At 62.5% G+C, this 23377-nt stretch carries 21 protein-coding genes and 1 pseudogene; 11 read left to right on the top strand and 11 right to left on the bottom strand.

The window, feature by feature from the left end; genetic code table 11:
* Positions 1 to 115: 115 nt before the first annotated feature.
* The 3 genes and pseudogenes from ACOVRJ_RS13595 to ACOVRJ_RS13585 all read right to left on the bottom strand — a co-directional run bounded on the left by ACOVRJ_RS13595 (position 116) and on the right by ACOVRJ_RS13585 (position 1747).
* The gene (locus ACOVRJ_RS13595; protein WP_422044382.1) at positions 116 to 802 is read right to left on the bottom strand and encodes a ketopantoate reductase C-terminal domain-containing protein; all 687 of its coding nucleotides are present in this window, start codon (positions 800 to 802) and stop codon (positions 116 to 118) included.
* An 11-nt stretch (positions 803 to 813) separates the two neighbouring features.
* Positions 814 to 1122: pseudogene (locus tag ACOVRJ_RS13590) on the bottom strand (2-dehydropantoate 2-reductase N-terminal domain-containing protein); the annotation flags it as partial.
* Positions 1123 to 1201: 79 nt separating this feature from the next.
* Positions 1202 to 1747 (bottom strand): DUF962 domain-containing protein, encoded by a 546-nt coding sequence (locus ACOVRJ_RS13585; protein WP_422044381.1) that lies wholly within the window; start codon positions 1745 to 1747, stop codon positions 1202 to 1204.
* Between the two features lie 118 nt (positions 1748 to 1865).
* Between ACOVRJ_RS13585 and ACOVRJ_RS13580 the strand changes: the two genes are divergently transcribed.
* The 4 genes from ACOVRJ_RS13580 (at position 1866) to ACOVRJ_RS13565 (ending at position 4565) form a co-directional block, all read left to right on the top strand.
* Positions 1866 to 2630 carry a hypothetical protein gene (locus ACOVRJ_RS13580; protein ID WP_422044380.1) on the top strand — a complete coding sequence of 255 codons (765 nt, stop codon included), beginning with the start codon at positions 1866 to 1868 and terminating at the stop codon, positions 2628 to 2630.
* 283 nt (positions 2631 to 2913) lie between these two features.
* Positions 2914 to 3585: a GGDEF domain-containing protein gene (locus ACOVRJ_RS13575; protein WP_422044379.1), complete on the top strand. Its 672-nt coding sequence runs from the start codon at positions 2914 to 2916 to the stop codon at positions 3583 to 3585.
* Positions 3586 to 3686: 101 nt separating this feature from the next.
* Positions 3687 to 4142, top strand: coding sequence for a hypothetical protein (locus ACOVRJ_RS13570; RefSeq protein WP_422044378.1), 456 nt, complete (start codon positions 3687 to 3689; stop codon positions 4140 to 4142).
* A 15-nt stretch (positions 4143 to 4157) separates the two neighbouring features.
* The gene (locus tag ACOVRJ_RS13565) at positions 4158 to 4565 is read left to right on the top strand and encodes a PilZ domain-containing protein (protein WP_422044395.1); all 408 of its coding nucleotides are present in this window, start codon (positions 4158 to 4160) and stop codon (positions 4563 to 4565) included.
* A gap of 26 nt (positions 4566 to 4591) precedes the next feature.
* Here the strand turns inward: ACOVRJ_RS13565 and ACOVRJ_RS13560 are convergent, their stop codons facing one another.
* A complete protein-coding gene (locus ACOVRJ_RS13560; protein ID WP_422044377.1) occupies positions 4592 to 5440 on the bottom strand; it encodes an alpha/beta fold hydrolase in 849 nt (282 codons plus the stop codon).
* Positions 5441 to 5813: 373 nt separating this feature from the next.
* On the opposite strand from ACOVRJ_RS13560, the gene ACOVRJ_RS13555 reads away from it, so the two are divergent.
* The gene (locus ACOVRJ_RS13555) at positions 5814 to 6020 is read left to right on the top strand and encodes a cold-shock protein (protein ID WP_058720877.1); all 207 of its coding nucleotides are present in this window, start codon (positions 5814 to 5816) and stop codon (positions 6018 to 6020) included.
* A 408-nt stretch (positions 6021 to 6428) separates the two neighbouring features.
* The gene (locus ACOVRJ_RS13550; protein ID WP_339597183.1) at positions 6429 to 6647 is read left to right on the top strand and encodes a hypothetical protein; all 219 of its coding nucleotides are present in this window, start codon (positions 6429 to 6431) and stop codon (positions 6645 to 6647) included.
* A 498-nt stretch (positions 6648 to 7145) separates the two neighbouring features.
* Here the strand turns inward: ACOVRJ_RS13550 and ACOVRJ_RS13545 are convergent, their stop codons facing one another.
* Genes ACOVRJ_RS13545 through ACOVRJ_RS13535 form a run of 3 tightly spaced genes read right to left on the bottom strand, consistent with a single transcriptional unit; the run spans position 7146 to position 12962 of the window.
* Positions 7146 to 8537 carry an efflux transporter outer membrane subunit gene (locus ACOVRJ_RS13545; RefSeq protein ID WP_422044376.1) on the bottom strand — a complete coding sequence of 464 codons (1392 nt, stop codon included), beginning with the start codon at positions 8535 to 8537 and terminating at the stop codon, positions 7146 to 7148.
* 3 nt (positions 8538 to 8540) lie between these two features.
* The gene (locus tag ACOVRJ_RS13540) at positions 8541 to 11669 is read right to left on the bottom strand and encodes an efflux RND transporter permease subunit (protein WP_422044375.1); all 3129 of its coding nucleotides are present in this window, start codon (positions 11667 to 11669) and stop codon (positions 8541 to 8543) included.
* A 15-nt stretch (positions 11670 to 11684) separates the two neighbouring features.
* Entirely contained in the window at positions 11685 to 12962 is a 1278-nt protein-coding gene (locus tag ACOVRJ_RS13535) for an efflux RND transporter periplasmic adaptor subunit (protein WP_422044374.1), read from the bottom strand.
* Between the two features lie 203 nt (positions 12963 to 13165).
* Here ACOVRJ_RS13535 and ACOVRJ_RS13530 point away from each other — a divergent pair, with 203 nt between their 5' ends.
* Positions 13166 to 13897 carry a TetR family transcriptional regulator gene (locus ACOVRJ_RS13530; RefSeq protein WP_422044373.1) on the top strand — a complete coding sequence of 244 codons (732 nt, stop codon included), beginning with the start codon at positions 13166 to 13168 and terminating at the stop codon, positions 13895 to 13897.
* 160 nt (positions 13898 to 14057) lie between these two features.
* Positions 14058 to 16472: a YgiQ family radical SAM protein gene (locus ACOVRJ_RS13525; protein ID WP_422044372.1), complete on the top strand. Its 2415-nt coding sequence runs from the start codon at positions 14058 to 14060 to the stop codon at positions 16470 to 16472.
* Position 16473: 1 nt separating this feature from the next.
* Here the strand turns inward: ACOVRJ_RS13525 and ACOVRJ_RS13520 are convergent, their stop codons facing one another.
* Both ACOVRJ_RS13520 and ACOVRJ_RS13515 read right to left on the bottom strand, forming a co-directional pair.
* Positions 16474 to 16713, bottom strand: coding sequence for a hypothetical protein (locus ACOVRJ_RS13520; protein WP_422044371.1), 240 nt, complete (start codon positions 16711 to 16713; stop codon positions 16474 to 16476).
* A gap of 17 nt (positions 16714 to 16730) precedes the next feature.
* Complete coding sequence (locus ACOVRJ_RS13515) at positions 16731 to 17144, bottom strand: phage holin family protein (RefSeq protein ID WP_422044370.1); 414 nt, start codon at positions 17142 to 17144, stop codon at positions 16731 to 16733.
* 184 nt (positions 17145 to 17328) lie between these two features.
* Here ACOVRJ_RS13515 and ACOVRJ_RS13510 point away from each other — a divergent pair, with 184 nt between their 5' ends.
* Positions 17329 to 19581, top strand: coding sequence for a GGDEF/EAL domain-containing response regulator (locus ACOVRJ_RS13510; protein ID WP_422044369.1), 2253 nt, complete (start codon positions 17329 to 17331; stop codon positions 19579 to 19581).
* A 73-nt stretch (positions 19582 to 19654) separates the two neighbouring features.
* Here ACOVRJ_RS13510 and ACOVRJ_RS13505 read toward each other — a convergent pair whose 3' ends face one another.
* Entirely contained in the window at positions 19655 to 19957 is a 303-nt protein-coding gene (locus tag ACOVRJ_RS13505) for a DUF883 family protein (protein WP_422044394.1), read from the bottom strand.
* Between the two features lie 134 nt (positions 19958 to 20091).
* The gene (ald, locus tag ACOVRJ_RS13500; protein ID WP_422044368.1) at positions 20092 to 21207 is read right to left on the bottom strand and encodes an alanine dehydrogenase; all 1116 of its coding nucleotides are present in this window, start codon (positions 21205 to 21207) and stop codon (positions 20092 to 20094) included.
* Between the two features lie 191 nt (positions 21208 to 21398).
* On the opposite strand from ald, the gene ACOVRJ_RS13495 reads away from it, so the two are divergent.
* Both ACOVRJ_RS13495 and ACOVRJ_RS13490 read left to right on the top strand, forming a co-directional pair.
* Positions 21399 to 22616: a 6-phosphofructokinase gene (locus ACOVRJ_RS13495; RefSeq protein ID WP_422044367.1), complete on the top strand. Its 1218-nt coding sequence runs from the start codon at positions 21399 to 21401 to the stop codon at positions 22614 to 22616.
* Between the two features lie 58 nt (positions 22617 to 22674).
* Positions 22675 to 23337, top strand: a complete 663-nt coding sequence (locus ACOVRJ_RS13490) for a dienelactone hydrolase family protein (RefSeq protein ID WP_422044366.1) — start codon at positions 22675 to 22677, stop codon at positions 23335 to 23337.
* The last annotated feature ends 40 nt before the right edge of the window (positions 23338 to 23377 follow it).

Below are 23377 nucleotides of genomic sequence, written 5' to 3'. Positions count from 1 at the left end.
TCTCTTGTGAGCAGGTGCTCACAGGCTGAGTCTGGAAACGCTGCGCCTCTAGGGCCGCACTTTGGTCAGACTTGGGCGGCAAAAAAAGATCTTTTGACGCAGGCTTCAAGGCGACTCAAGCCTGTGTTAGGGCTGCCCACAATTCCTCGGGCCCATAGGGGTTTTGGCGCTGCGGCCACGCCTGAACCAAGGCCTGCATGCGCGCATTCAGCGGCGCCGATCGGCCCAGTTGCGCGGCCAAGCGGAGCACCTCGCCGCACAGCGCGTCGATTTCGGTTACGCGGCCCAAGGCCAGGTCATCGGCCATGCTGGAGCGGGCCTGGGCATCGATCTTCAACATGCGCGCCGCCAGCAGGCGAAACAGCGGCGTCGGCAGTCGCAACAAACCGGGCAGCCCGCGCGGCGGCAAAGGGGTCAGACGCGCAGGCACCAAACCGGCGGCCGCAAGCACATCCAAGGCCTCTTGTTGCAAGGCCGCCAGGCAGCGCCGATAGCCACGCTGCAACAATTGCGCGCGCAAGGCCAGCCCCGACAGGGCATTGACCGGGTTGTTCAAATTGAGCAAGAGCTTGCCCCATTGCAAGGCCCGCATGTCTTTGGGGTCGGCGAGCAATTCCAGGGCCAAACCCTGACTCGCCCAAGCCTTCTGCAGCGCCAACAAAGGCAGCTCGCGGCTCTGCCCTTGCACGACCAGCGCCCCTTGGGTACCACGATGAAAACGCCCCGGCCCCAGCTCGGCCACATTGTGAAGGGCACCATGCCGGCGCGCCAGTCCAGGTGCGGTGCCACTTGCCGACCACATTCGACATTCGCAATGCCGTTTTGCAGGGACAGCACCAAGCCGCCCACCGGCAGCACCGCGCCCAACTGAGCAGCCGCCTCGGCGGTGGCACCGCTTTTCACACACAGCAGCGTGACATCGGGGCTCGGCCCGGCCGGCAGGGCTTCATGCAGATGCAGGGTTTCGGCGGACAGATGCTGATGTCGCCCGTCCAGATCGCTCCAACGCAAGCCTTTGGCGCGCAAGGCTAGCAACACCCGTGGCCGCCCCACAAAGTGGACTTGCAGACCCGCAGCGGCCAGGCTTGCGCCCACACAGCAGCCGACCGAGCCGGCGCCCATCACCCAGACCTTCAAGGCCGCCATGGCAAGCCCCGGCGGGGGCGCAGCATGGCAAGCCCGCTGATTGAAGGCTCAGCCCTCAAGCGGCAGGATGGGCAAGGTCGCGCAAATGGGTGGGGCCGGCGCGGCGTTCGATCTCGCGCAAGAACTCGCGTCCCCAACCCAGCGAAAACAGCGCCTCGCCCACCACAAACATGGGCCCAACCAGCAGGCCCACCAAGTCATCCACAAAGGCTGGCTTTTTGCCCTCGTAATAGTGGCCGATGAATTGGATCACCCAGCCCAGCACAAAACTGCCCAGCCCAAAACTCAACCAACTGCTCAGGGTGCCTGCCGCCAAGGGCTCGGCCAGCGCCATCAACACACCGTTGGCCAAGCTGACGGCCAAGCCCAAAACCAAATTACCCCGGGTGAGGTACCAGGCCGTGCTGAGACCCCAAAGCACCCAGGCGGCCGTCAACGAAACCCCTCCGACGCTGAGCTCGGCACGCGCCAGCAAAACGCCAATGGCGAAGACGATCAAGGGAATGCCGACAAAGTGGGTCACGATATTGCGGCGATCGCGGTGATAGCTGGCGTATTGAGCCATCAAATCAATGGCGGGTCGAAAAGGGCTGGCGGCCATAAGAGTCTCCAATGGAATGGGGCGATTGTTTTGGCTTCATGCTAGTTCAGCATGTGTCGCCCTGGCTGTCAAAATTGAGACATATTCTGTGGCTCATTTTCCAACAACAAGGACCCGGATGACTTCTCCGAGCCTGCGGCCCGCCCTGGCGCTGCTGATCAGCGGGCTGGTCTTGGCCGGCTGCGCCGCTGCACCCGACCCGATCAAGGCCGAGCCGAGCCCCAAGTCGGCGATCTACAGCCCCGATCGGCCCTGGCCTGCCGACTTTGCCGGTTTGCGACAACAAGCACAGGCAAAGCCCGAGCAGTTGCTGGCGATTGACGCGGCGGCCTCGTCGGTGCGCATCCATGTCTTTCGTGGTGGGCGGGCGGCGCGGCTGGGCCACAACCATGTGCTGAGCGTGCCGGGCCTGCAGGGCTTGGTCCTGGCGCCACTCCAACCCGAAGACGATGTGCAGGGCACCGCCTTCGAGCTGGCCTTTCGGCTCGATGAACTGGTCTTGGACGAAGCGGCGGCGCGCGCGGCGCTGGGGCCGGGCTGGGCCTCCGCCTTATCGGCCGAGGCGATCGCGGCCACGCGCCAGAACATGCTGGGGGCGGCCGGCTTGCAAGCCGAGATGCACCCTTGGGTACGGCTGCGCTCGCTGGCCATCCGCGGGGCAGCGCCGAAGTTGGCCGTGCTGCTGGAGATCGAACTGCACGGCCAAAGACGCCAGCAATGGCTAGCCATGCACACCGAACTGCAGACCAAAAGCTTGCAAGCAAGAGGCGCACTGGTGCTGCGGCAGAGCGACTTTGGCCTGCAGCCATTTTCAATCGCCGGCGGCTTGCTGGCCGTGCAAGATGAATTGCTGATCGAGTTCGAGCTCATCGCCAAGCGCTGAGCTCGGGCCTGGGCCGCGCGCGCCTGTCCGTTCGCCTTGTCGGCGCATGTCCACCCATGTCCGCGGACACTCGGCGCCGCACGCGAAGTCGCGGAAGCCCATGCCGGTCGCATCGCACTGGCCAACCGTGAGGGGGAGGTGGGCCGATGGTGCGGCTGCTACTGCCCAGCAACCCAGTCACCCACAGTGCAGCCCCGCCCCAAGCGACGCTGTAAAGCGATACTCTTCGCGCTGGTGGCGTACCCTTGCCCCATCATTCACCCATTCACACACCGGCCACGGCATGCAAGCCCCCTCTTCCTTGCTCCCTCAAGACCCCAGCGTTGCGCCCTCAAGCCCAGCGGCCTTGCAGCGTGACATTGACTTGTTGGAAGCCCTGCCGCACCGCTCATCCCAGCAACTGGTGCGACTGGCACATGACTATGAAGCCCTCAGCGCGCTTGCCGAGCAAGCCGGCGACTGGGCGAACGCCTTGCGCCATTACCAGCAGTTTCATCGCCTCAGTCTTTTGGCGCTGGCCCCCGAACTGTTGACCCGCGATCAGTTGGGCGATCAGTTGGCCGCGTGGTTGCAAGAGCCGACGCGATTGGGCAGCGACTTTTGCCTGGTCGCCCTCAGTGTGGACGCCCACAGCACGTCAACGCCAGAGCAGACTCTGGCCCGCTTGTCGGCCCTCTTGCGCCTGCAATGCCGACCCGATGACCTGCTGGCGCAGTGCGGGCGCGGCGATGGCTTGCTGTTGGCACTGCCCGATGTGGATCTGCCCTCGGCGCGCAAAGTGTGCGAGCGCGTCCGCTGCGCCTGGGTCAGCCAGCAACTCGGCAGCCTCAGCATGGGCCTGAGCGCCTGGCGCGGCCCCATCGACGAGCCCAAGCGCCTGATCGAAAGGGCCGAAAGCGGCTTGGCCGCCGCCAAACAGTCAGGAGGCAACTGTTTGCGCAGCGGCACGACGTGACTTGCTGCACACACTGACGAACGGCACCCCGGCGCCAGCCTCCTAAACTTGCAGGCCTTGCTAGACCGAGTCCATCGCTTTCGCTTTCACTTCATCGACACATGAGCAGCACAGACACCGACCTGCCGCAACTGGCCATGGCCTTGGAGTATGCGGACTTGGCTGCCGCGCACTATCTGGCCGGCGGCAGCGACTATGCCGCCCGTTTGCTGGCCGCCGCAGCCGAACAGGTCTTGGGGGATCTGGCCCGACTGCTCGGCCCGCAACACGCCCAAAGCGATGAGGTTCAAACCCAGCTGGCGCGCATCGCCCTGCGCTACAAAGCGCCGGTACTGGAAGCACGCAGCCCGGCTCAGCGGCACAAAAGCTACTTGCCCAACATGCAAGCCCACACCTGCGTCGCCTTTGCAGGGAGCAATGAAATCCGCCAAGCCACGGCGGCTTATCTACGGGCGGCCTGGTACACGCTGGAGTCCATGGGCCTGGACGCCGTCGTACCGGTCCGGCTGCAAAAGGCCGTCGATCAAAGCACGATATACACCGGTAATGCAGCCTAAGAAGGCCTGACAGCACTGCCGCCCTCTGCTAGCATCGATTCCAAGCATCAGGAGCTTGCCATCAATACAGAACGCCGCCAGTTCGCCCGCGTCGCCTTCGGAGTCGAGGCCGAGCTGATCACCACCCAAGAGCACTTGAATGCCAAGGTGCTGGACCTGTCGCTGAAAGGCGCATTGCTGAGCCTGCCCGGCGCCTCACAGCTGGCCTTGGGGCTGCCCTGCCTGCTGAAGGTCAAGCTGACGGATCAAAGCACCATCATCGCCATGGCAGGCGAGCTGGCCCATGTCGAAGGCGAGCAAGCCGGCTTTTTGTGCCGCAGTATCGACATCGAAAGCATCACCCATCTGCGCCGCCTGATCGAAATGAATCTAGGCGACACCAGCCTGGTCGAGCGCGAACTCGCCGCCCTGATCAGCAACTGAGTCGCAGGGGCGCGAGCGCCCCTCGCTCAAGCCAAAATGAATTGGCGCAGCGCCGCAAAAGCGGCTTGCGGGTCATCTCGCCAAGCCCCGTGGCCCACGCCCGGAAAGCTCACCAACTGAGCCCATTGCGCCGGTAAAGCGGCCGCAATTTCTTGCGCATCCTGCAAAGGACACACCGGATCCTCCTCCCCGGCCATCACCAAGACCGGGCACTGAGCGCGCGCGAGACCGGGCAGCAAATTCAAACCCTGCTTTTCGCCCGCGACGAAGTGCAAGAGGATCTCTTCGCGGATCAAGGTGCGAGAACCCGCCTGCGGATCCTGCGGCGGACGGGTGTTGTAGAGGTGCCGGCAAGAGGTCCAGTAATCAGCCCAATGCTGCGGCGTGGGATCGGACCAAAACCGCAGGGCGGCCTCACGCGCCTCAGGTCCGCCGCGCTTTTCAAACATGGCCAGCTTGCGCTCCATCGCCATATGCGGCGAAGTGCTGGACAAAATCACCTTGGCCGCATGCTCGGGATGACGCTCGATATAGCGCTGCGCCACAAAGCCACCAAAAGACTGGCCCAGCACGATGGGCTTGCTGATGCCTAGTGCATCACACAAGCGCACCACATCGTCCGCCAAGGTATCGAGATTCCACTCAGACGAAGGCCGCGCGTCGCTGCGGCCGTGACCACGATGGTCGTAGTAAATGATCTGCGCGATATCGGCCAGCACTGAAAACCCAGGCTTGAAAGCACTGTGGTCAAAACCAGGGCCGCCGTGCATGCAGATCAGGGTCGGCTTCTCGCACATGCCCGCCCCATCGGGCACCAAGCCCGGTCCTTCCACGTCCACAAACAAGCGCACCCCGGCACCGATATCAATCCTCATTGCAGAGCCCCTTTCTTTGAAGACGCTTCAGTATCTCCGCTGCGCCGGCTGCTCCTTGTTGTCGAAAAACAAGGAGCACTCTCTATTCGGCTCCATAGATGCCGCGCGGATGCTCCGTTTATGTGTTACATTAGCCGCATAGATACGCACAAGACCGTTTCTTCAAGGTCTTCAATCTGCAGCCCCCGCGGCTGGTTCGATGTCCACATCGCACCCGACCGCAACAGTTCGCTTCAACACGCACTTGGGCTCGCTTCAGTTTCAACTCCCCGTTTGACTGTTCTTGAGTGTTTCTGTCTCCGCAGAGCCGCGCCTGTGTGCGCGTCGCGGAGTGTTTTTTTAATTGTTTCCAAAGGAACACATCATGACAACAATGCAAACCGGCACCGTGAAATGGTTCGACGACGGCAAGGGCTTCGGCTTCATCACGCCTGAAGACGGCTCCAAGGACCTGTTCGCTCACCACAGCGAAATCCGCAACAACGGCGGCTTCCGCACTTTGGCCGAAAACCAAAAGGTTGAATTCGAAGTCAAGCAAGGCCCTAAGGGTCTGCAAGCTTCGAACATCCGCGCTCTGTAATTGAGCTCGGGCGGCGCCCTGGTGGCGCTGCCAACCGATGGGTTGACGCGCAAGTGTCAACCCATTGTTTTTGCTAGACGCGTGAGCGTCGGCCAAAGAAGAATAAGAAACATTGCTAGGCAATTCATCGCGCCTTAAGCGCCGATCGATTGACCCAGCACACTGCAAATGCCTTGCCTCACCCAGGCAAGCCGGGACGGCCCGCCACGGCCGCGCATCATCCCGAAGCCAAGCCGGGCACCCAAGCCCAGCCCCGTGATCGATAGAGGCCTAGAAGACTCTCGATCCACTGCGTCAAGACCGCTATTGCCCGTCAAGCAAGCGGATCAACTCGCGGCAGCACAAGCCCTTCTCCAATCGCGTCTGGACCGCTAACGCTGCGTCAAGACGCACACCTCTTTGAAAAAAATGCAAACTACAAAAAGCATTGAGGTGGGCAAATATCTTGTCTCACCCATGATCAAACCGCAGGACGACGGCAGCTACGCCGCGTCCGTTTCTATCCGCTCTGGCCGCGGCATGGCCAGCCATGACCGGGTCATGCGCTTCACACCGCGATTCATCAGCCAACGTGCTGCGATTCGCTACGCGACTGCCGAGGGACTGGCCTGGGTGCGAGCGCACTGAAGCTGCTCTCGTTCACTAGCTGATCGCCCCCGGCCCGGGCTTTCAAAATCCAGGTCTCAGCGATTGCTTTGCTGATCGGCGGCGATCAGGCCACTTGGGGGCTCTGCGTCGCTCCTGTCCCCCGCCCCGGGCTAAGCCCGGGTCTCCTCCTTTACCTCGCGCCGCAAAGCCCCCAAGCGTCCTGATCCGACACGGCCGCGCTCCCTCGACGCGGACGCACACCGGTGGAACTGCCGAGTGGCGTCGGGGGTGTGATTCCGCGAGGTAAAGGAGGAGCCGGCGCCTGCAAGGCGACGGCGGGGGACTGAGCTCGGACTCAAGGCGTCCTGTGGACGGCTTGAGCCTAGCGAAGGGCTGGGCCACTGGACCAGACAGGAGCGGCGCAGAGCCCCCAAGCGTCCTGATCACCGCCAAACCATATAGCGCACGTCAAGTCGCAGTAAAAAAGGCGCCGTGTCTTTCGACACCGGCGCCCTGCATTGCTGAGCAAACTAGGCCTTAGCTCTTCGCCAAGCCTCCACCCAAGGCTTTGTAAAGCTGCACATGGTTTTGCAGCAGACCCAAGCGCACTTGCAGCAAGGCCTGCTGGGCGGCATAACTCGCACGTTGCGCGTCGAGCAGCTCCAGGCTGTTGGAGGCGCCATTGGCGAAACGCAGCTCCACCAACTTCAGGCGCTCGGCCTCGGCGCGAGCCTGGGCGGTCTGCGCTTGCAGTTGATCGCTGAAGGTGGCCTTGCCTGCCAAGGCATCAGCCACTTCGCGGAAGGCGGTTTGCACCGTCTTCTCATACTGCGCGACCGCAATGCCTTGCGCCGCCTTGCTGGCCTGCAAATTGGCTTGGTTGCGGCCTGCGTCAAAGATGGGCATCAAGGCCTGGCCGGCCACACTCCACACCGTGTTGGTGAAGAGATTGGACAGCTCGCTGCTGGCCGTACCCAAACTCGTCGTCAAGCTGATGGACGGGAAGAAAGCCGCACGCGCCGCGCCGATATTGGCGTTGGCCGCGATCAGCAATTGCTCCGCTTGCAACACATCAGGCCGCTTGACCAAGACTTCAGAGGGCAGACCCGCCGGCAAGTCCGGCGTGCGCTGCATCGCCAGGCTTTGCGCCTTGGGCAGGTCCTTGGGCAAGGGCTGGGCGATCAAAAGCACCAGGGCGTTCTCGCTGAGTTCGCGCTGACGCTTGGCTTGCGCCAGGCTGGCCTGAGCCGAAGCGGCAGCGGACTCTGCCGAGTTCAGCTCGAGCGAAGAGCTGGCGCCCGCATCAAAGCGCAAACGAGTCAGACGCAGGCTGTCCTCGCGCGCCTTGGCGGTTTGCGCGGCCAGGGCCAGCAGTTCTTCATCGGCCTGCAATGCAAAGTGCGCAGCGGCCACACCGGCGATCAAACTGATCTGCGCCGCACGGCTGCCTTCGGCGCTGGCCAGATAGCGAGCAGTGGCGGCATCGCTTTGGCTCTTCACCTTGCCGAACAGATCCAACTCATAGGCACTGATTTGCAGACCGGCTTGGTAGTTGTTCTGGCTGCCGCCCTTGCCGTCGGGCTGACGGCTGGCGTTCACGCCGGCGCCCACCGTCGGCCAGCGATTGGCATCGGCAACACCCGCCAAAGCACGCGCTTGCTCCACGTTCAGCAAAGCCACGCGCAGATCGCGGTTGTTGTCCAGCGCCAGCTGGATCAAGGCCTGCAAGCGTGCGTCGCCGGCATAAAAGCTCTGCCAGGCCAGATCACTGGCGGCCACGCCTTGCGCCGGGCCTGCCGAGTTGGACCACTGCTCGGCCATGGCGGGCACCGGCCTTTGGTGCTCAGGCGCCATGGACGCGCAAGCGCTCAGCATCAGGGCCGCCGCAGCGGCAATCAGGTTCTTGCTCATGCTTGTTCTTGTCATCATGGTTTACTCCTGCGCAGCCGGGCTCGTCACCGGGGCAGTCTTGCCCTTGAAGATGCGACGCACGACCAGGAAGAACACCGGCACAAACAAGACCGCCAAAACGGTGGCCGAAATCATGCCGGACATCACGCCGGTACCGATGGCGCGCTGGCTGGCCGAGCCCGCACCACTGGCGAAGACCAACGGCATCACGCCCAAGATGAAGGCCATCGAGGTCATGATGATGGGGCGGAAGCGCAGATGGCAGGCCTCCAGAATCGCCTCGACCAAGCCCTTGCCTTCGGCTTGCAAGTCCTTCGCGAACTCAATAATCAGAATCGCGTTCTTGGCAGAGAGGCCAATGATGGTGATCAGGCCAACCTTGAAGAACACATCGTTGGGCATGCCCTGCAGCGTTGCTCCGGCCAATGCGCCCAAGAGACCCAGCGGCACCACCAACAAGACCGACAGCGGAATGCTCCAGCTCTCATACAGCGCCGCCAAGCATAAGAACACCGCCAAGAGCGAGAAGACCAAGAGGATGGTGGCCTGCGAGCCGGAGAGTTTTTCCTCCCGCGACATGCCGGTCCACTCATAGCCAATGCCGGCCGGCAATTGCTTGACCATCTGCTCCAACTCGGCCATGGCCGCGCCGGTGGAGGCGCCCGGCACCGCGTCGCCCGCCAAACGCATGGCGGGGTAGCCGTTGTAGCGCACCGCCTGCATCTGGCCGGTGATCCAACGCGTGGACGCAAAAGCCGACAAAGGCACGCTCTGCCCCTTGGCATTGCTGACGTTCAACTTCAGCAGATCTTCCGGCTGCATGCGTGCGCCCGCGTCGGCCTGCACCACCACCCGCTGCAGACGACCTGCGTTCGGGAAGTCATTGATATAGGCAGAGCCCAGCTGGGTGCCGATCACATTGGCAATCGCTTCATAGCTGACGCCCAAGGCGTTGGCTTTGTCGCGGTCGATATCGACCTGCAGTTGCGGCGCGTCTTCCAAGCCATCGGGACGCATGCCGGTGATGACCTTGCTCTTGCTGGCCATGCCCATCAACTGGTTACGTGCATTCAGCAGCGCTTCGTGACCGAGGCCGCCGCGATCTTGCAGACGCAGGGCGAAGCCGGTGGCCGTTCCCAGTTCAGGAATCGGCGGGGGCGAGAGCGGGTAGATGAAGGCATCACGCACGCCCATGAAAGCCCCAAAAGCACGGCCGGCCAGCGCTTGCGCACTGTGCTCCGGACCCTTGCGCTCATCCCAGGGCTTCAAAGGCACGAACACCAGCGCGGCATTCTGGCCTTGGCCCGAGAAGGAGAAGCCGAGCACGCCCACGGTGGACTGCACTTCGGGTTGCTTGAGCATGAAGTCTTCCACCTGCTTGACGGCAGCCTGGGTACGATTCAGCGTCGCGCCCGGCGGCAGCTGCACATTGACGATCAGATAGCCCTGATCTTCATTGGGCAGGAAAGAGGTCGGCATGCGCGTGTACATCAAGCCCACGGCGCCAATCACCACGCCGTAAACCAGCATCATGCGGCCGCTGCGCTTGAGCAGCTTGGCGACCCAGCCTTCATAGCCCTTGGCGGTGCGCGAGAAGCCACGGTTGAACCAGCCGAAGAAACCCGTCTTGGCATGCGCTTCACCGGCCGCCACTGGCTTCAGCAAGGTGGCGCACAGGGCCGGCGTCAGCGTCAGCGCCATCAGTGCCGACAGCAGCATGGAGGCCACCATGGCCAGCGAGAACTGGCGATAGATGTTGCCGACCGAGCCGGCAAAGAAGGCCATGGGCACGAACACCGACACCAGCACCACGGTAATGCCGATGATGGCGCCGGAGATCTGACCCATCGCCTTGCGGGTGGCTTCCAGCGGGCTCAAGCCCTCTTCGTTCATGATGCGCTCGACGTTCTCCACCACCACGATGGCATCGTCCACCAAGATACCGATGGCCAGCACCATGCCGAACAGGGTCAAGACGTTGATCGAGAAGCCCAAGCCCAACATGATGGCGAAGGTCCCCAGCAGCGCGATCGGCACCACGATGGTCGGGATCAAGGTGTAGCGCCAGTTCTGCAAGAACAGGAACATCACCAAGAACACCAGCACCACCGCTTCCACCAAGGTGTGCACCACCTGGGTGATGGAGATGTTGACGAACTTGGACGAGTCGTACGGGATCTCGTAATTGATGCCTTCCGGGAAGAAGCGCTGCAGCTCAGCCATGCGCTCCTTCACGGCGGTCGCGGCCGCCAGCGCATTGCCGCTCGGCGCTAGCTGAATGCCGATGCCAGTGCTGGGCTTGCCGTTCAAGCGCGAGTAGGAGCCATAGCTTTGCCCGCCGAGTTCGACGCGCGCCACATCTTTCAAGCGCACGCTGGAGCCGTCCGCATTGGCGCGCAGCACGATATTGCGGAACTGATCGACGCTTTCCAGCTGACCCTTGACCACCACGGTCGCGGCCACGGTCTGGCTCGACAGATTCGGCAGCTCACCGATGGAGCCGGCCGGCACCAAGGCGTTTTGGGCGCGGATGGCGGCGTTGACTTCAGCCGTGCTGATGTTGAAGGACTGTAGCTTGGCGGGGTCCAACCAAATCCGCATGGCGCGCTCGGTGCCGAAAAGCTGTGCCTGACCGATGCCGGGCAGACGCTGCAACTCGGGAATGATGTTGCGCGCCGCATAGTCGCCCAGGGCCACCGGGTCGAGCTTGCCTTCCTTGCTAGACAAGGTCACAAACAGCAGGAAGTTATTGCCCGCCTTGTCGACACGCACGCCCTGCTGGGTCACGGCAGCCGGCAGACGCGGCGCCGCGCGGCTCAAGCGGTTTTGCACCTCGACTTGGGCGAGCTCCAGGTTGGTGCCCGGCTCAAAAGTGACGGTGATGGCGCCCGTGCCATTGGCCTGGCTGACCGATTCCAGATAGGCCAGCTTGGGCGCGCCATTGAGCTCCTGTTCGATGACGGAGATCACGCTCTCGTCCAAGGTCTTGGCCGAAGCGCCGGGATAGACCACATTGATAGACAGCGCCGGCGGCGCCACGGTCGGGTACTGCGCCACCGGCAGCTTGGTGATCGCCACCGCACCGAAGACCAGGATGAACAAGGCGATCACCCAGGCAAAAATCGGCCGATCAATGAAATAACGTGCCATTGTGAAAACCTCGACTTACTTCGATGCAGCGCTGGCGGCGGATGCCGTGGCTGCAGGCATTGCTGCAGCAGCGGAGGCCGGCGACGAAACGGACCAAGGCACCGGCGTGACCGGCGCACCGGGTACAAACATCTTTTGGAAACCGTCCACGATGACTTGCTCGCCAACCTTCAGGCCATCCAAGACCACCCATTGATTGCCGGCCGCCTGGCCGACCTTGACCACGCGCGGCACGGGCTTGTTGTCGGGGCCGACCACCAACACGGTGTCGCCCTGGCTGCCGCGCTTGACGGCTTGCTGCGGCAGCAAGATGCCGGCCGGCAACTCGCCTTGCGTCAGGCGCACCCGCACATACTGGCCGGGCAAGAGCAGCCCTTCGGCATTCGGCACCTCGGCGCGCAAGGTCACTTGGCCCGAACCGGCGTCCACGCTCAGGTCGGTGAACAAGAGCTTGCCGGGCTTGGCCAACTCGCTGCCATCATCCAGCACCACGCGCACCTCGGCGGCTAGGCCATTGCTGCCACCGGCCTTGCGCAGCTGGCCTGTGCTCAGGGCACGGCGCAGCTGTTGCACTTCATTGGCGCTTTGGGTGAAGTTGATATAGACCGAGCTGGTTTGTTGAATCAGCGCCAGCTGCGTGGCCTCGGCGGCGCTGACCAGCGCGCCTTCCGTCACCAAGGCGCGGCCGATGCGGCCGGAGATGGGGGCGCTGACATGGGCATACTCCAGATTCAGCCGCGCGCTCTGCACCGCCGCGCGGCCGGCGGCCACATCAGCCTCCGCCGCCTTGGCGGCAGCCACCGATGTCAGGTATTCCTGCTGCGAAATCGCCTTGCCCTCAAGCAAGGGCTTGTTGCGCTCGGCCTGGGCGGCCGCCTGAACCAAATTGGCTTGCGCCTTGGCCAGGGTGGCTTGCGCGCTGTCCAGCGAAGCTTGATAAGGCGCAGGGTCGATCAGGAACAAGGCCTGGCCGGCCTTGACCTCGCTACCCTCGGTGAACAGGCGCTTCAAGACCACGCCGTTAACGCGGGCGCGCACCTGCGCTGTGCGCTGGGCTTCCACACGGCCCGGCAATTCGGTTTGCAGCGCGACGGCCTGGCTTTGCGCCTGGACCACACCGACCTGCGGCGGGGGGGGCATACCGCCGGGGCCTGGGGCCGCTGCGGGCTTGGCACCGCCGCCGCAAGCCGTCAAGGTGGCAGCGATGGCAATCGTCAGAGGAGCCCAATACAAGAGACGGGCGCCTGCCCCCAGTTGGGGTACGGTCTTTGGCGTAGGAAGTGAATGCTTCATGGCTTGAATCACGTTGGGCTGCCCAGCAGGCAGAGTAAAGATGGCGCTCGATCCAGCGAGCAAGAGTCCATGAGAAACAGAGAAACCTCGAAGACTCAGCTTGGCGATCTGGCTTAGCAAAGGAGTGCCTTGGCTTGATCAGCACTGGTGCGAGTATACATACATTCGCGAATGTATGTTTTATGGCGTAAAATTGCGTCACGATGGCCAGGAAAACCAAACAGGAAGCCGAAGAGACCCGCGCCCGCTTGCTTGACGCGGCGGAACTGCTGTTCCAGCAACACGGGGTGTCGCGCTGCTCTTTGCAAGACATTGCACAGGCCGCCGGCGTCACCCGCGGCGCCGTTTACTGGCACTTTCAAGACAAGGCCCAGTTGTTCCACGCCATGATGGAACGCGCCACCATGCCACTTGAGGAAGGCATGCAACCCACCACACAGCAAGCCCAACACCTGAGTTTGGCGGAACTGCGCTGGGGCTTGGTCAACGTGTTCTATTCCGCCATGCACAACGAGCGCACCCGCCGGGTGTTTGAGATCGCGATGCAAAAGGTGGAGTACAGCGGCGAAATGCAGAGCTTGCAAGAACGCAAGCTGAGCTCGCATCGTGATTGGCGCAGTCAGAATCAAGACGCCTTTGATCACGCCGTGCGCATGGGTCAACTGCCTCAGGGCCTCAACACCCGGATCGCAGCCGTCGCTCTGGTGGCATTGGTGGACGGATTGCTCCATCAATGGATCATGGATCCCCACTCTTTCAATCTCCTGGAGGTGGGCCAGAGCGCAGTCGAGGGCTTCTTGAATAGCCTCGCCTTCAGTGGGGGCTCGCTACTCCCGCCGATGAGTGAAGAGGAACGCGCACGCTTAGGTCAAGAAGGCATTTGCCGACGCCGCGCGCCGACCACACAAGCAACAGCACCCCCGTTGCAAGCCTAGGCATCTGCTGAAGCGAAGCCGATCCGCCTGCCCATTCATGAAAAACACACGGCGCGCCATGGTTTCTTCGCGCGCCTAAGCCCTTGATTTTTGCCGGTATTCCCCGGGTTTGCCCCAAGTCAGGGACAATCGCGGGTTGCCCATCTCCCGAGCCGCCGCCGTGTCCGCACACCCGACCCTCACCGTACCGAAACCGAACAAAGCCCTGACGGCCTATCGCCCGTTCTGGGCCAAGCGCTTTGGTCCTGCGCCATTTCTGCCCATGAGCCGCGCAGAAATGGATCAGCTCGGCTGGGATTCTTGCGACATCATCATCGTCACCGGCGATGCCTATGTGGACCACCCCAGTTTCGGCATGGCGGTGATCGGGCGCACGCTGGAGGCCCAGGGCTTCCGGGTTGGCATCATCGCCCAACCCGACTGGCAAAGTGCCGATCCCTTCAAGGTGCTCGGCAAACCGAATCTGTTTTTCGGCATCGCGGCCGGCAATATGGATTCGATGATCAACCGCTACACGGCCGATCGAAAAATCCGCAGCGATGACGCCTACACGCCCGGCGGCCTGGGCGGTGCCCGCCCGGATCGCGCCACTCTGGTCTACACCCAGCGCTGCAAGGAAGCCTGGAATGATGTGCCCATCGTGATCGGCGGCATCGAGGCCTCGCTGCGCCGCATCGCCCATTACGACTACTGGCAGGACAAGGTGCGCCGCTCGGTGCTGGTGGACTCGAAAGCCGATCTGCTGGTCTACGGCAATGCCGAACGTGCCATTGTGGAAATCGCCCACCGCCTGGCGGCTCGGCAGAAAGTCGAGTCCATCACCGATGTGCGCGGTACCGCCTTCATGCGCCGCACGGATGACCCGACTTCGCATGAATGGTTCGAGCTGGATTCGTCTGAGGTCGACATGCCCGGCCGCATCGACGCCCACATCAGCCCCTACCAAACGATTGAAGAAACCGCCGAGAGCAAGGCCGCGTCCTGCGTGACCGGTCAGGTCAAGGCGCCCGAATCGGACGGCGCCAAGCCGATCAAAATCGTGCGCAATGCGGCCAGCCCGGCCGCGACTTCGGCAGCGATCGCCTTGGCCGGCAAGATTCAAATGCCGCCGCGCGAGCGCACCGTGGTGCGCCTGCCCGCTTACGAGCAGGTCAAGAGCGACCCCGTGCTTTACGCCCACGCCAACCGCGTGCTGCACCTGGAAACCAACCCGGGCAATGCCCGCGCTCTGGTGCAGCGCCATGGCGACCGAGACGTCTGGATCAACCCGCCGCCGATCCCGCTGAGCACGGCCGAGATGGACCACGTCTTCGACCTGAACTACGCGCGCTCGCCCCACCCCCGCTATGCCGACGAGAACGGCAGCCACGAGGGTGCGACCAAGATCCCGGCCTGGGAGATGATCCGCTTCTCGGTCAACATCATGCGCGGCTGCTTCGGCGGCTGCACCTTCTGCTCGATCACCGAGCACGAGGGCCGCATCATCCAGAGCCGCAGCGAGGACTCGATCATTCGCGAGATCGAGGACATCCGCGACAAGGTGGCCGGCTTCACCGGCGTGGTGAGCGACCTGGGCGGCCCCACCGCCAACATGTGGCGCATCGGCTGCAAGAGCCCCGAGATCGAGGCCGCCTGCCGCAAGCCCAGCTGCGTCTACCCCGGCATCTGCCCCAACCTCAACACCGACCACACGCCGCTGATCAAGCTGTACCGCAGCGCGCGGGCCTTGAAGGGCGTGAAGAAGATCCTGATCGGCTCGGGCCTGCGCTATGACCTGGCCATCAAGTCGCCGGAGTATGTGAAAGAACTGGTCACCCACCACGTCGGTGGTTACCTGAAGATCGCCCCCGAGCACACCGAGGGCGGCCCGCTTTCCAAGATGATGAAGCCCGGCATCGGCACCTACGACAAGTTCAAGCAGATGTTTGAGCAGGCCAGCGAAGAGGCCGGCAAAAAGCAGTACCTGATCCCCTACTTCATCGCCGCCCATCCAGGCACCTCGGACGAGGACATGATGAACTTGGCCGTTTGGCTGAAGAAGAACGGCTTCCGCGCAGACCAAGTTCAGACCTTCTACCCCAGCCCCATGGCCACGGCCACGGCCATGTACCACTCGGGCAAAAACCCACTGAAGAAGATCAGCCGCAATGCTGAGACCAGCGAAAGCGTGGACATCGTTCGCGGCGACCGCCGGCGCCGCCTGCACAAGGCCTTCTTGCGCTACCACGATGCCAACAACTGGCCAATGCTGCGCGAAGCGCTGAAGACCATGGGCCGCGAAGACTTGATCGGTAACGGCAAATACCATCTGATCCCGACCTACCAACCGGTAACCGATGGCAGTTACGAGAGTGCGCGCCGCAAGAACTCCACGCCGACCGGCGTCAAGACCTCGGTCGCCAAGCCCTTGGCCAAACGCAGCGGCGGCACGCCACAGCCAGGCCAGATCCTGACCCAGCACACCGGACTCCCTCCGCGCGACAAAGGCAATCGGCCCGCCCCGGCACGCAAAGCCTCACCGCTCGGCGGGAGTGGTCAGCGCAGCGGGGTGAGCAAGAAACCCGGGGCGCGTTGACTCACGAACGGGTGGTGAACAGACGAATCAGCCGCAAGGCCAGCTGAGTCCAACCCAGCAGCCTTGATACCCGTTCTGGGCGGCGCAAGCTGGTCAGAAGCAGGACCAAGCCTGCCGCGCCACCCGCCAAGCCCAGCCAACCCGTAGGGCGAGACAAAGCCCCGAAATCCGCCCGCAATTCGCCGCGCAGCTCAGTATTGCGCAGCTTCAAGGCGAGTTGGCGCTGCTTCAGTTCAGTCATTTCACGGCTGAACATAATCAAGGCTCCAAGCCACTGCGATCGCGCTCAAGCTCTGCCGCGGTGCCCGCGAACATGCCGCCCGGCTGACTCAGCTGAGTGCGCGCTTTGCGCCACAAACCCAGTGCAAAGCCAAGACAAAGCAGCCCCAAGCCCAAGGCGGTCAGCCAGCGCCAGCGCTCCGGTGTCAGCATCAGCAAGCTGGCGCACAGCAGCCCCAAGGCCGCCACGCCCAACAGCAAAGCCAGAAAGCCTTGCGCCAAGGCAGCAAACAAGCGCAGCTTTTCTGCTTCCAGCTCGGTCGAAAGCAGTTCAACCCGGTTCTGCAACAGCTCCAGCCCATGTGTCAGCATTCGGCGCGCCCTGCCCCCGAGACCCAAGCCATCGGCTGTGCCGCCAAGCTTGTCACCGCGCCCGTCTTCTTGCTCGCTCATACAACCCTCATAAAAGTCACATCTACTCTTTGATTGACAGACTGATGCTGATGCAAATCGTCTATAACCGCAAACATACCCGTCGGGAAAGGCACCACATAGGCAATTGCGCTTATAGCGACTCGGTGCACAATCCAATACCTTTACGCAATTGTCAATTCATCGGCTGGAGCACAGGCCCCTCATGCGCGAGACAAACAGTCCGGCATTGCCCGACCCGTCGGGTGATGATGATCTGCTGGAATTCCTGGATGGCCCAGAGCACGGCGATGCCGATGGCGATCACCCGATACGTCCATGGCGCATTCTGATCGTTGACGACGACAGCGATGTCCATAAGGCCACCGAATTGGCCATGCAAGGCCTGCAGGTCGAAGGCCTGCCCCTGAGTTTCCTGCATGCGACTTCAGCGGCCGAGGCGCGGCAGGTCTTGGCCTCCGAGCCCGACTTGGCGGTTGTGTTGCTGGATGTGGTCATGGAGTCGGAGGATGCGGGCCTGCAACTGGTTCGCTTCATTCGTACCGACTTGCGCCTTGGCGCCGTGCGCATCGTGCTTCGCACTGGGCAGCCCGGCTATGCGCCTGAAATCGAGACGGTGCAAGCCTATGACATCAATGACTACAAGACCAAGTCCGAGCTGACCCGCACCCGGCTCTATACGGTGCTGACCGCCGCGATCCGCTCCTACAAACAGATCTGCGCCCTGGAAGCCAACCGGCGCGGTCTTGAAATGATTGTCGACGCGAGCACCGAGTTAAGCGGCATGCGCGGCTTGCACCGCTTTGCTGAAGGTGTGGTCACGCAGCTGTGTGCCATGTTGGGCACCTTGCCCGAGGGCCTGGTCTGCGCTCAGGTGGAGCATGACGCGGATGCTGAGATACGCATCGTCGCCGCTGCGGGCCAGTACAGCGGCCTGATCAACAGCCCGCTGGCCGCCGTGCAAATCAAATCGGTGCGAGAACGACTGCAGCGCTGTTTGAGTCTGAAAGAAAACATCTACGACGACGGCACCTGCCTTTATTTCGGCTTGGCCAACGGCCGACCGATGGCGGCCCTGGTCGACATCGGCCGCGCGCTCAGCACCATGGACCAGCAACTGCTGCGCGCTTTTTGCTCCAATATTTCGGTCGGTTTCGAGAATGTGGTGCTCTACAGCAAATTGCTGGATCAGGCCTACAACGACCAGTTGCTGCACCTGCCGAACCGCAACCGTTTTGTTGAACTGCTCGACAAGAATCTGAAAGACCCGGCCGGCGTGACCTTGGCGCTGATCGACATCGATGATTTCTCCGACATCAACGATGCCTTCGGCCACCACTTCGGCGACCAAGTCCTTCAGGCGGTGGTCGTGCGCTTGGCGGCCAAGCTCGGCTTCAGCACCGCCATGGCTCGCGTTGGCGCCGACACCTTCGGGCTGCTTGGCCCGAACGAACAGGTCAGCGGAGAAACCATTGCCGATGTGTTCCTGGAGCCTTTTGAGGTCTCCGGCGAGCGGCTGCAGCTGTCGGCCACCACCGGCTTGGTGCGTTTAACAGAGTCTGCCGCGGTCGGCTCGGAGTTGCTGCTGGATGCTCAAATTGCCCTCAAGCAAGCCAAGCAACAGCACCGCGGCTCCTCGCAATACTTCTCGTCCGCGATGGGAACCGACGCACGCGAGCGCTTCAAGCTGCTGAAGGGCTTGCGCGCCGGCTTTGAAGAGAATCGGCTCTTTGTCGTCTACCAACCCCAAGTAGATTTGGCCAGCGGCAACACCATTGGTGCCGAGGCGCTGCTGCGCTGGCGCACCGAGGAAGGCGCTTTTGTCCCGCCGGACCAGTTCATCCCCTTGGCCGAGAAATCCGGCCTCATCATCAGCATCGGTGAGTTTGTCTTGCGCACCGCATGCCATCAACTCAAACGCATGTTGGAGCTTGGTTTTGCCGATTTCCGCATGTGCGTGAATGTGTCTTTGGCGCAGTTCAGGCATCCGGACTTCATCTCGGTGCTGACACGAGCCATGCAAGACATCGGGATCCTGGGCCGCAATTTGGAGTTAGAGATCACCGAGTCCATGGCCATGGAGGACACCGAGCTGGTGATGCTGGTGCTGGCGGATATCAAGCGCCTGGGTATCTCGGTGGCCATTGATGACTTCGGCACCGGTTTCTCTTCGCTGAGCCATCTGCGTCAGCTTGAAGTCGAACGGCTGAAGATTGACCGGGCCTTTGTGCGCGAGGCTCAAACCTCCAGCGCAGGCTCCACGATTGCCCAGATGGTGATCAATTTGGGCCGCGGTCTGGGCTTGACCGTGATTGCCGAAGGCATCGAGACCGAGGAACAACGCCAACTTTTGATCGACTTGGGCTGCCACGAAGGACAGGGCTATTTGTTCGCCCGCCCCATGCCCGCCGATCAATTGGAGCGCTGGATGACGCAGCCCCAAGGCAGCGCCGAGTAAAGGCATCGGCGCGCAGAGGCCGCAGTAGCCACAGACCCAAGCCGGCTTTTCTGGCCGACTTGGTGTCTCTCGGTCACCGACGGCTGATCAACATCCCCAGCAGCACGCCAACGCCTGCGGCCAGTCCGATGGCCTGCCAAGGCTTGTCATGCACATACGCATCGGTCGCACGGCCGGCCGCCTTGGCCTTCTCCACCGCGGCATCTTGCAGATCGGCCAAATTGTGCTTGGCCCTGTCCAAGCTGGCCTGCACCTTCTCGCGCAGCTCCGAAGCGCCCTCCCCGACGTGCCCCGCCGTGGCCCGCAGCAGCCCTTCGGCCTCCGCGACCACCGAGTGCAAATCCCTCATCAAACGATCCTTCTGAGCCTGGGACAGATCCGACATGGTGTTCTCCTAGCAATACTTGATTGGACTTCATGACACTAACGCTTTGCGGCGCCGGTGCAATGATCTACGTCAATGAGCCTGGGCACAATCCCCAACCCTGCGTGGAATAAGGTTCATTCAAGTCAGTCGAGCAAACTTTCTGCGGGCACATACTCATAGCCCAGATCACGCGCGACGGCCTCATAAGTGACCTGGCCCAAAGCGACATTCAAGCCCGAGCACAGGTAGGGACTGTCGTTCAAGGCCTGACGCCAGCCCTTATCGGCCAGAGCGACAGCATGCGCAATCGTGGCGTTATTGAGCGCGAAAGTGGAGGTTCGCGCCACCGCGCCCGGCATATTGGCCACGCAGTAGTGCACCACGCCGTCCACCACAAAGGTCGGGTCGGCGTGAGTGGTGGCATGCGAGGTCTCGAAGCAGCCGCCTTGGTCAATGGCCACGTCCACCACCACCGCGCCCTTCTTCATGCGCGAGACCATATTGCGGGTCACCAGCTTGGGCGCCGCCGCTCCAGGGATCAGCACACCGCCGATGACCAAGTCAGCCGCCAGCACCGACTCCTCCACGCTTTGCACATTCGAGTACAGCGTGCTGATGCGATTGCCGAACACCAGATCGAGCTGACGCAGGCGGTCCACGCTCTTGTCCAAGACCGTCACCCGCGCGCCAAGACCCACAGCCATCTGCAGCGCATGGGTGCCGACCACGCCCGCGCCAATGATCACCACATGGGCTGGGGCAACACCTGGCACCCCGCCCAGCAAGACGCCCATGCCGCCCTTGCTCTTCTCCAAATGCGCAGCACCGGCCTGGATGGACATGCGCCCCGCCACCTCGCTCATGGGCGCCAGCAAGGGCAGGCCGCCGCCAGGGCCGGTGACGGTTTCGTAGGCAATGCAAATCGCCTTGGACTTGACCAAGGCCGCCGTCTGCTCCGGGTCCGGCGCCAGATGCAGATAGGTGTAGAGGATCTGCCCTTCGCGCAGCATCGCGCATTCCTGCGGCTGCGGCTCCTTGACCTTGACGATCATCTCGGCTTGCGCAAAAACGCTGGCCGCATCGGGTGCGATGCTGGCGCCGGCCGCCACATAGTGCTCATCCAACAGACCGATGGCCGCACCGGCGCCGGTCTGCACCAGCACTTGGTGGCCGCGCGAAGTCAACTCGCGCACACTGGCCGGCGTCAGGCCGACGCGGTACTCATGATTCTTGATTTCCTTCGGGCATCCGATCTTCATGGCAGGTCTCCGTGGCTTGGTCAAGCCTTGTTGTGGTGGCAGTGGTTGTACGACCATCGCGGCGGGCATGCAAGCAAGATTCAAGACACTTCAGCATCATTAGATTCTCTTATGCTGCATCACCTCGTACGCGATTGCTAAGCCACAATCACCACGCATCGTCACGCATCCCCCTGACATCAGGAGCCCCCATGTCGAGCTGCAAGATTCTTGTCGCCCAGGGCGGCGGCCCCACCGCCGTCATCAATCAATCCTTGGTCGGCGTCGTGCTGGAGGCACGGCGACAACACCAGGTCGGCCTGGTCTACGGTGCCCGACACGGCGTGCGCGGCATCATCAACGAGGACTTCGTCGACCTGACCCAGGAGACCAGCCACAACTTGGAGTTGGTAGCGGCCACACCCTCCTCCGCCCTGGGCTCCACCCGCGACAAGCCAGATGCCGCCTACTGCCACAAGATCTTCAAGGTGCTGCAGGCCCACGGCATCACCCACTTCTTCTACATCGGCGGCAACGACTCCTCCGACACGGTACGCATCGTCAGCGAGGAGGCGGCAGCTGCTGCTTACCCGCTGCGCTGCATCCACATCCCCAAGACGATTGACAACGACTTGGTCGGCAACGACCACACGCCCGGCTTCCCCTCGGCAGCCCGCTTCGTGGCCCAGGCTTTTGCGGGCGCCAATCTGGACAACGCGGCCCTGCCCGGCGTCTATGTGGGTGTGGTGATGGGCCGGCATGCCGGCTTCTTGACCGCCGCCTCCGCTTTGGGCAAAAAATTCGCCGACGACGGCCCGCATCTGATCTACCTGCCCGAGCGCGTCTTCGAACTGGACCGCTTCTTGGCCGATGTGAAGACCATGTACGAGCGCCATGGCCGCTGCGTCATCGCGGTCTCTGAAGGTATTCATGACGCTTCCGGCCAAGCGATTGCGGCGCAGCTGGCCAAGGATTTGGAACATGATGCCCACGGCAATGTGCAGCTCTCAGGCAATGGCGCCTTGGCCGATCTGCTCTGCGAAGAGATCAAATCCAAGCTGGGCATCAAGCGAGTGCGCGGTGACACCTTCGGCTATTTGCAGCGCAGCTTCATCGGCTGCGTCTCCGATGTGGACCAACGTGAAGCACGCGAGGTGGGCGAAAAAGCGGTGCAATTCGCCTTCCACGCGGGGCGCGACGGCTCGGTGGCCATTCAGCGCAGCGGCACATACTCGGTGGACTATGCGCTGCTGCCGCTGGAAGCGGTGGCCGGCAAGACCCGGGTGATGGAAGACGAGTTCATCAGCGCCAGCGGCACCGATGTAACCGATGCTTTCCGGCTTTACCTGCGCCCTTTGTTGGGTTCAGGCATGCCCGATGCCTTCCGCCTGCGCCCCAATCCGGTGGCCAAGGTTTTGAATCCGGATTGAAAGCAACACAGCAATTCACATCAGCAAGATTGAAGCGGAGGATCTGCAATTGGGCCGAATGATGGAATACCAACGCCCCGACGTCGCACTCAGCCAAGCCTATCTGGCCGAAGCGGAAAGCACCGACGGCCTGAAACGCCCCGGCCTGATCCTGATCCAAGAATGGTGGGGGCTGAACTCACACATCTGCGATGTGGCTGAGCGTTATGCCGCAGCCGGCTTCACCACCCTGGCGCCTGATTTGTACCGGGGCCGCCAAGCCAATACCGCCGACGAAGCCACGCATCTGAAGCAAAACCTCGACTTTGCCGATGCCACCCACCAAGACCTGGCCGGCGCACTGAACTTCTTGCTGCAGCACTGCAGCAAAGTGGGCGTCAGCGGCTTTTGCATGGGCGGGGCGCTGACCATTGCCGCCGCTGTCCACTTGCCGGCCTTGAGCGCCGCCAGCTGCTTTTATGGCCTGGCACCCGCTGCACTCGCCAACCCCGCCCTGATCAAGATCCCCTTCCAAGGGCACTTTGCCGACCAAGACGATTGGTGCACGCCCGCGCTGGCGGACGCGCTGCAGGCCCAGCTGCCAGACTCAGCGGAGATGTACCGTTATCCCGCGGACCACGGCTTTTTCAATGATGCGCGCCCGGAGGTGTTTGATGCTGCCAGCGCCGACTTGGCTTGGGCGCGAACGCTGGACTTCTTGCACCGGCATCTCGAAAGCTGATTCGGGCAACTCATTGAGAACCTAACTCGTGGCGCCCGCC

This window comes from Roseateles sp. (genome assembly GCF_049240545.1).
In the GTDB taxonomy this organism is placed as follows: Bacteria; Pseudomonadota; Gammaproteobacteria; order Burkholderiales; family Burkholderiaceae_C; genus Paucibacter_A.
Note: the sequence above shows the minus strand (reverse complement) of the source record. Positions and strands in the feature narration are given on the sequence as shown.

What these genes read in the sequence shown, in the direction of transcription:
- ACOVRJ_RS13510 (WP_422044369.1), top strand. Translation starts at nt 17,329, where the DNA reads ATGCGCGAGACAAACAGTCCGGCATTGCCCGACCCGTCGGGTGATGAT.
- ACOVRJ_RS13490 (WP_422044366.1), top strand. Translation starts at nt 22,675, where the DNA reads ATGATGGAATACCAACGCCCCGACGTCGCACTCAGCCAAGCCTATCTG.
- ACOVRJ_RS13555 (WP_058720877.1), top strand. Translation starts at nt 5,814, where the DNA reads ATGCAAACCGGCACCGTGAAATGGTTCGACGACGGCAAGGGCTTCGGC.
- ACOVRJ_RS13535 (WP_422044374.1), bottom strand. Translation starts at nt 12,962, where the DNA reads ATGAAGCATTCACTTCCTACGCCAAAGACCGTACCCCAACTGGGGGCA.
- ACOVRJ_RS13520 (WP_422044371.1), bottom strand. Translation starts at nt 16,713, where the DNA reads ATGACTGAACTGAAGCAGCGCCAACTCGCCTTGAAGCTGCGCAATACT.
- ACOVRJ_RS13540 (WP_422044375.1), bottom strand. Translation starts at nt 11,669, where the DNA reads ATGGCACGTTATTTCATTGATCGGCCGATTTTTGCCTGGGTGATCGCC.
- ACOVRJ_RS13550 (WP_339597183.1), top strand. Translation starts at nt 6,429, where the DNA reads ATGCAAACTACAAAAAGCATTGAGGTGGGCAAATATCTTGTCTCACCC.
- ACOVRJ_RS13595 (WP_422044382.1), bottom strand. Translation starts at nt 802, where the DNA reads ATGTGGTCGGCAAGTGGCACCGCACCTGGACTGGCGCGCCGGCATGGT.
- ACOVRJ_RS13515 (WP_422044370.1), bottom strand. Translation starts at nt 17,144, where the DNA reads ATGAGCGAGCAAGAAGACGGGCGCGGTGACAAGCTTGGCGGCACAGCC.
- ACOVRJ_RS13570 (WP_422044378.1), top strand. Translation starts at nt 3,687, where the DNA reads ATGAGCAGCACAGACACCGACCTGCCGCAACTGGCCATGGCCTTGGAG.
- ACOVRJ_RS13575 (WP_422044379.1), top strand. Translation starts at nt 2,914, where the DNA reads ATGCAAGCCCCCTCTTCCTTGCTCCCTCAAGACCCCAGCGTTGCGCCC.
- ald (WP_422044368.1), bottom strand. Translation starts at nt 21,207, where the DNA reads ATGAAGATCGGATGCCCGAAGGAAATCAAGAATCATGAGTACCGCGTC.
- ACOVRJ_RS13495 (WP_422044367.1), top strand. Translation starts at nt 21,399, where the DNA reads ATGTCGAGCTGCAAGATTCTTGTCGCCCAGGGCGGCGGCCCCACCGCC.
- ACOVRJ_RS13560 (WP_422044377.1), bottom strand. Translation starts at nt 5,440, where the DNA reads ATGAGGATTGATATCGGTGCCGGGGTGCGCTTGTTTGTGGACGTGGAA.
- ACOVRJ_RS13580 (WP_422044380.1), top strand. Translation starts at nt 1,866, where the DNA reads ATGACTTCTCCGAGCCTGCGGCCCGCCCTGGCGCTGCTGATCAGCGGG.
- ACOVRJ_RS13585 (WP_422044381.1), bottom strand. Translation starts at nt 1,747, where the DNA reads ATGGCCGCCAGCCCTTTTCGACCCGCCATTGATTTGATGGCTCAATAC.
- ACOVRJ_RS13545 (WP_422044376.1), bottom strand. Translation starts at nt 8,537, where the DNA reads ATGATGACAAGAACAAGCATGAGCAAGAACCTGATTGCCGCTGCGGCG.
- ACOVRJ_RS13530 (WP_422044373.1), top strand. Translation starts at nt 13,166, where the DNA reads ATGGCCAGGAAAACCAAACAGGAAGCCGAAGAGACCCGCGCCCGCTTG.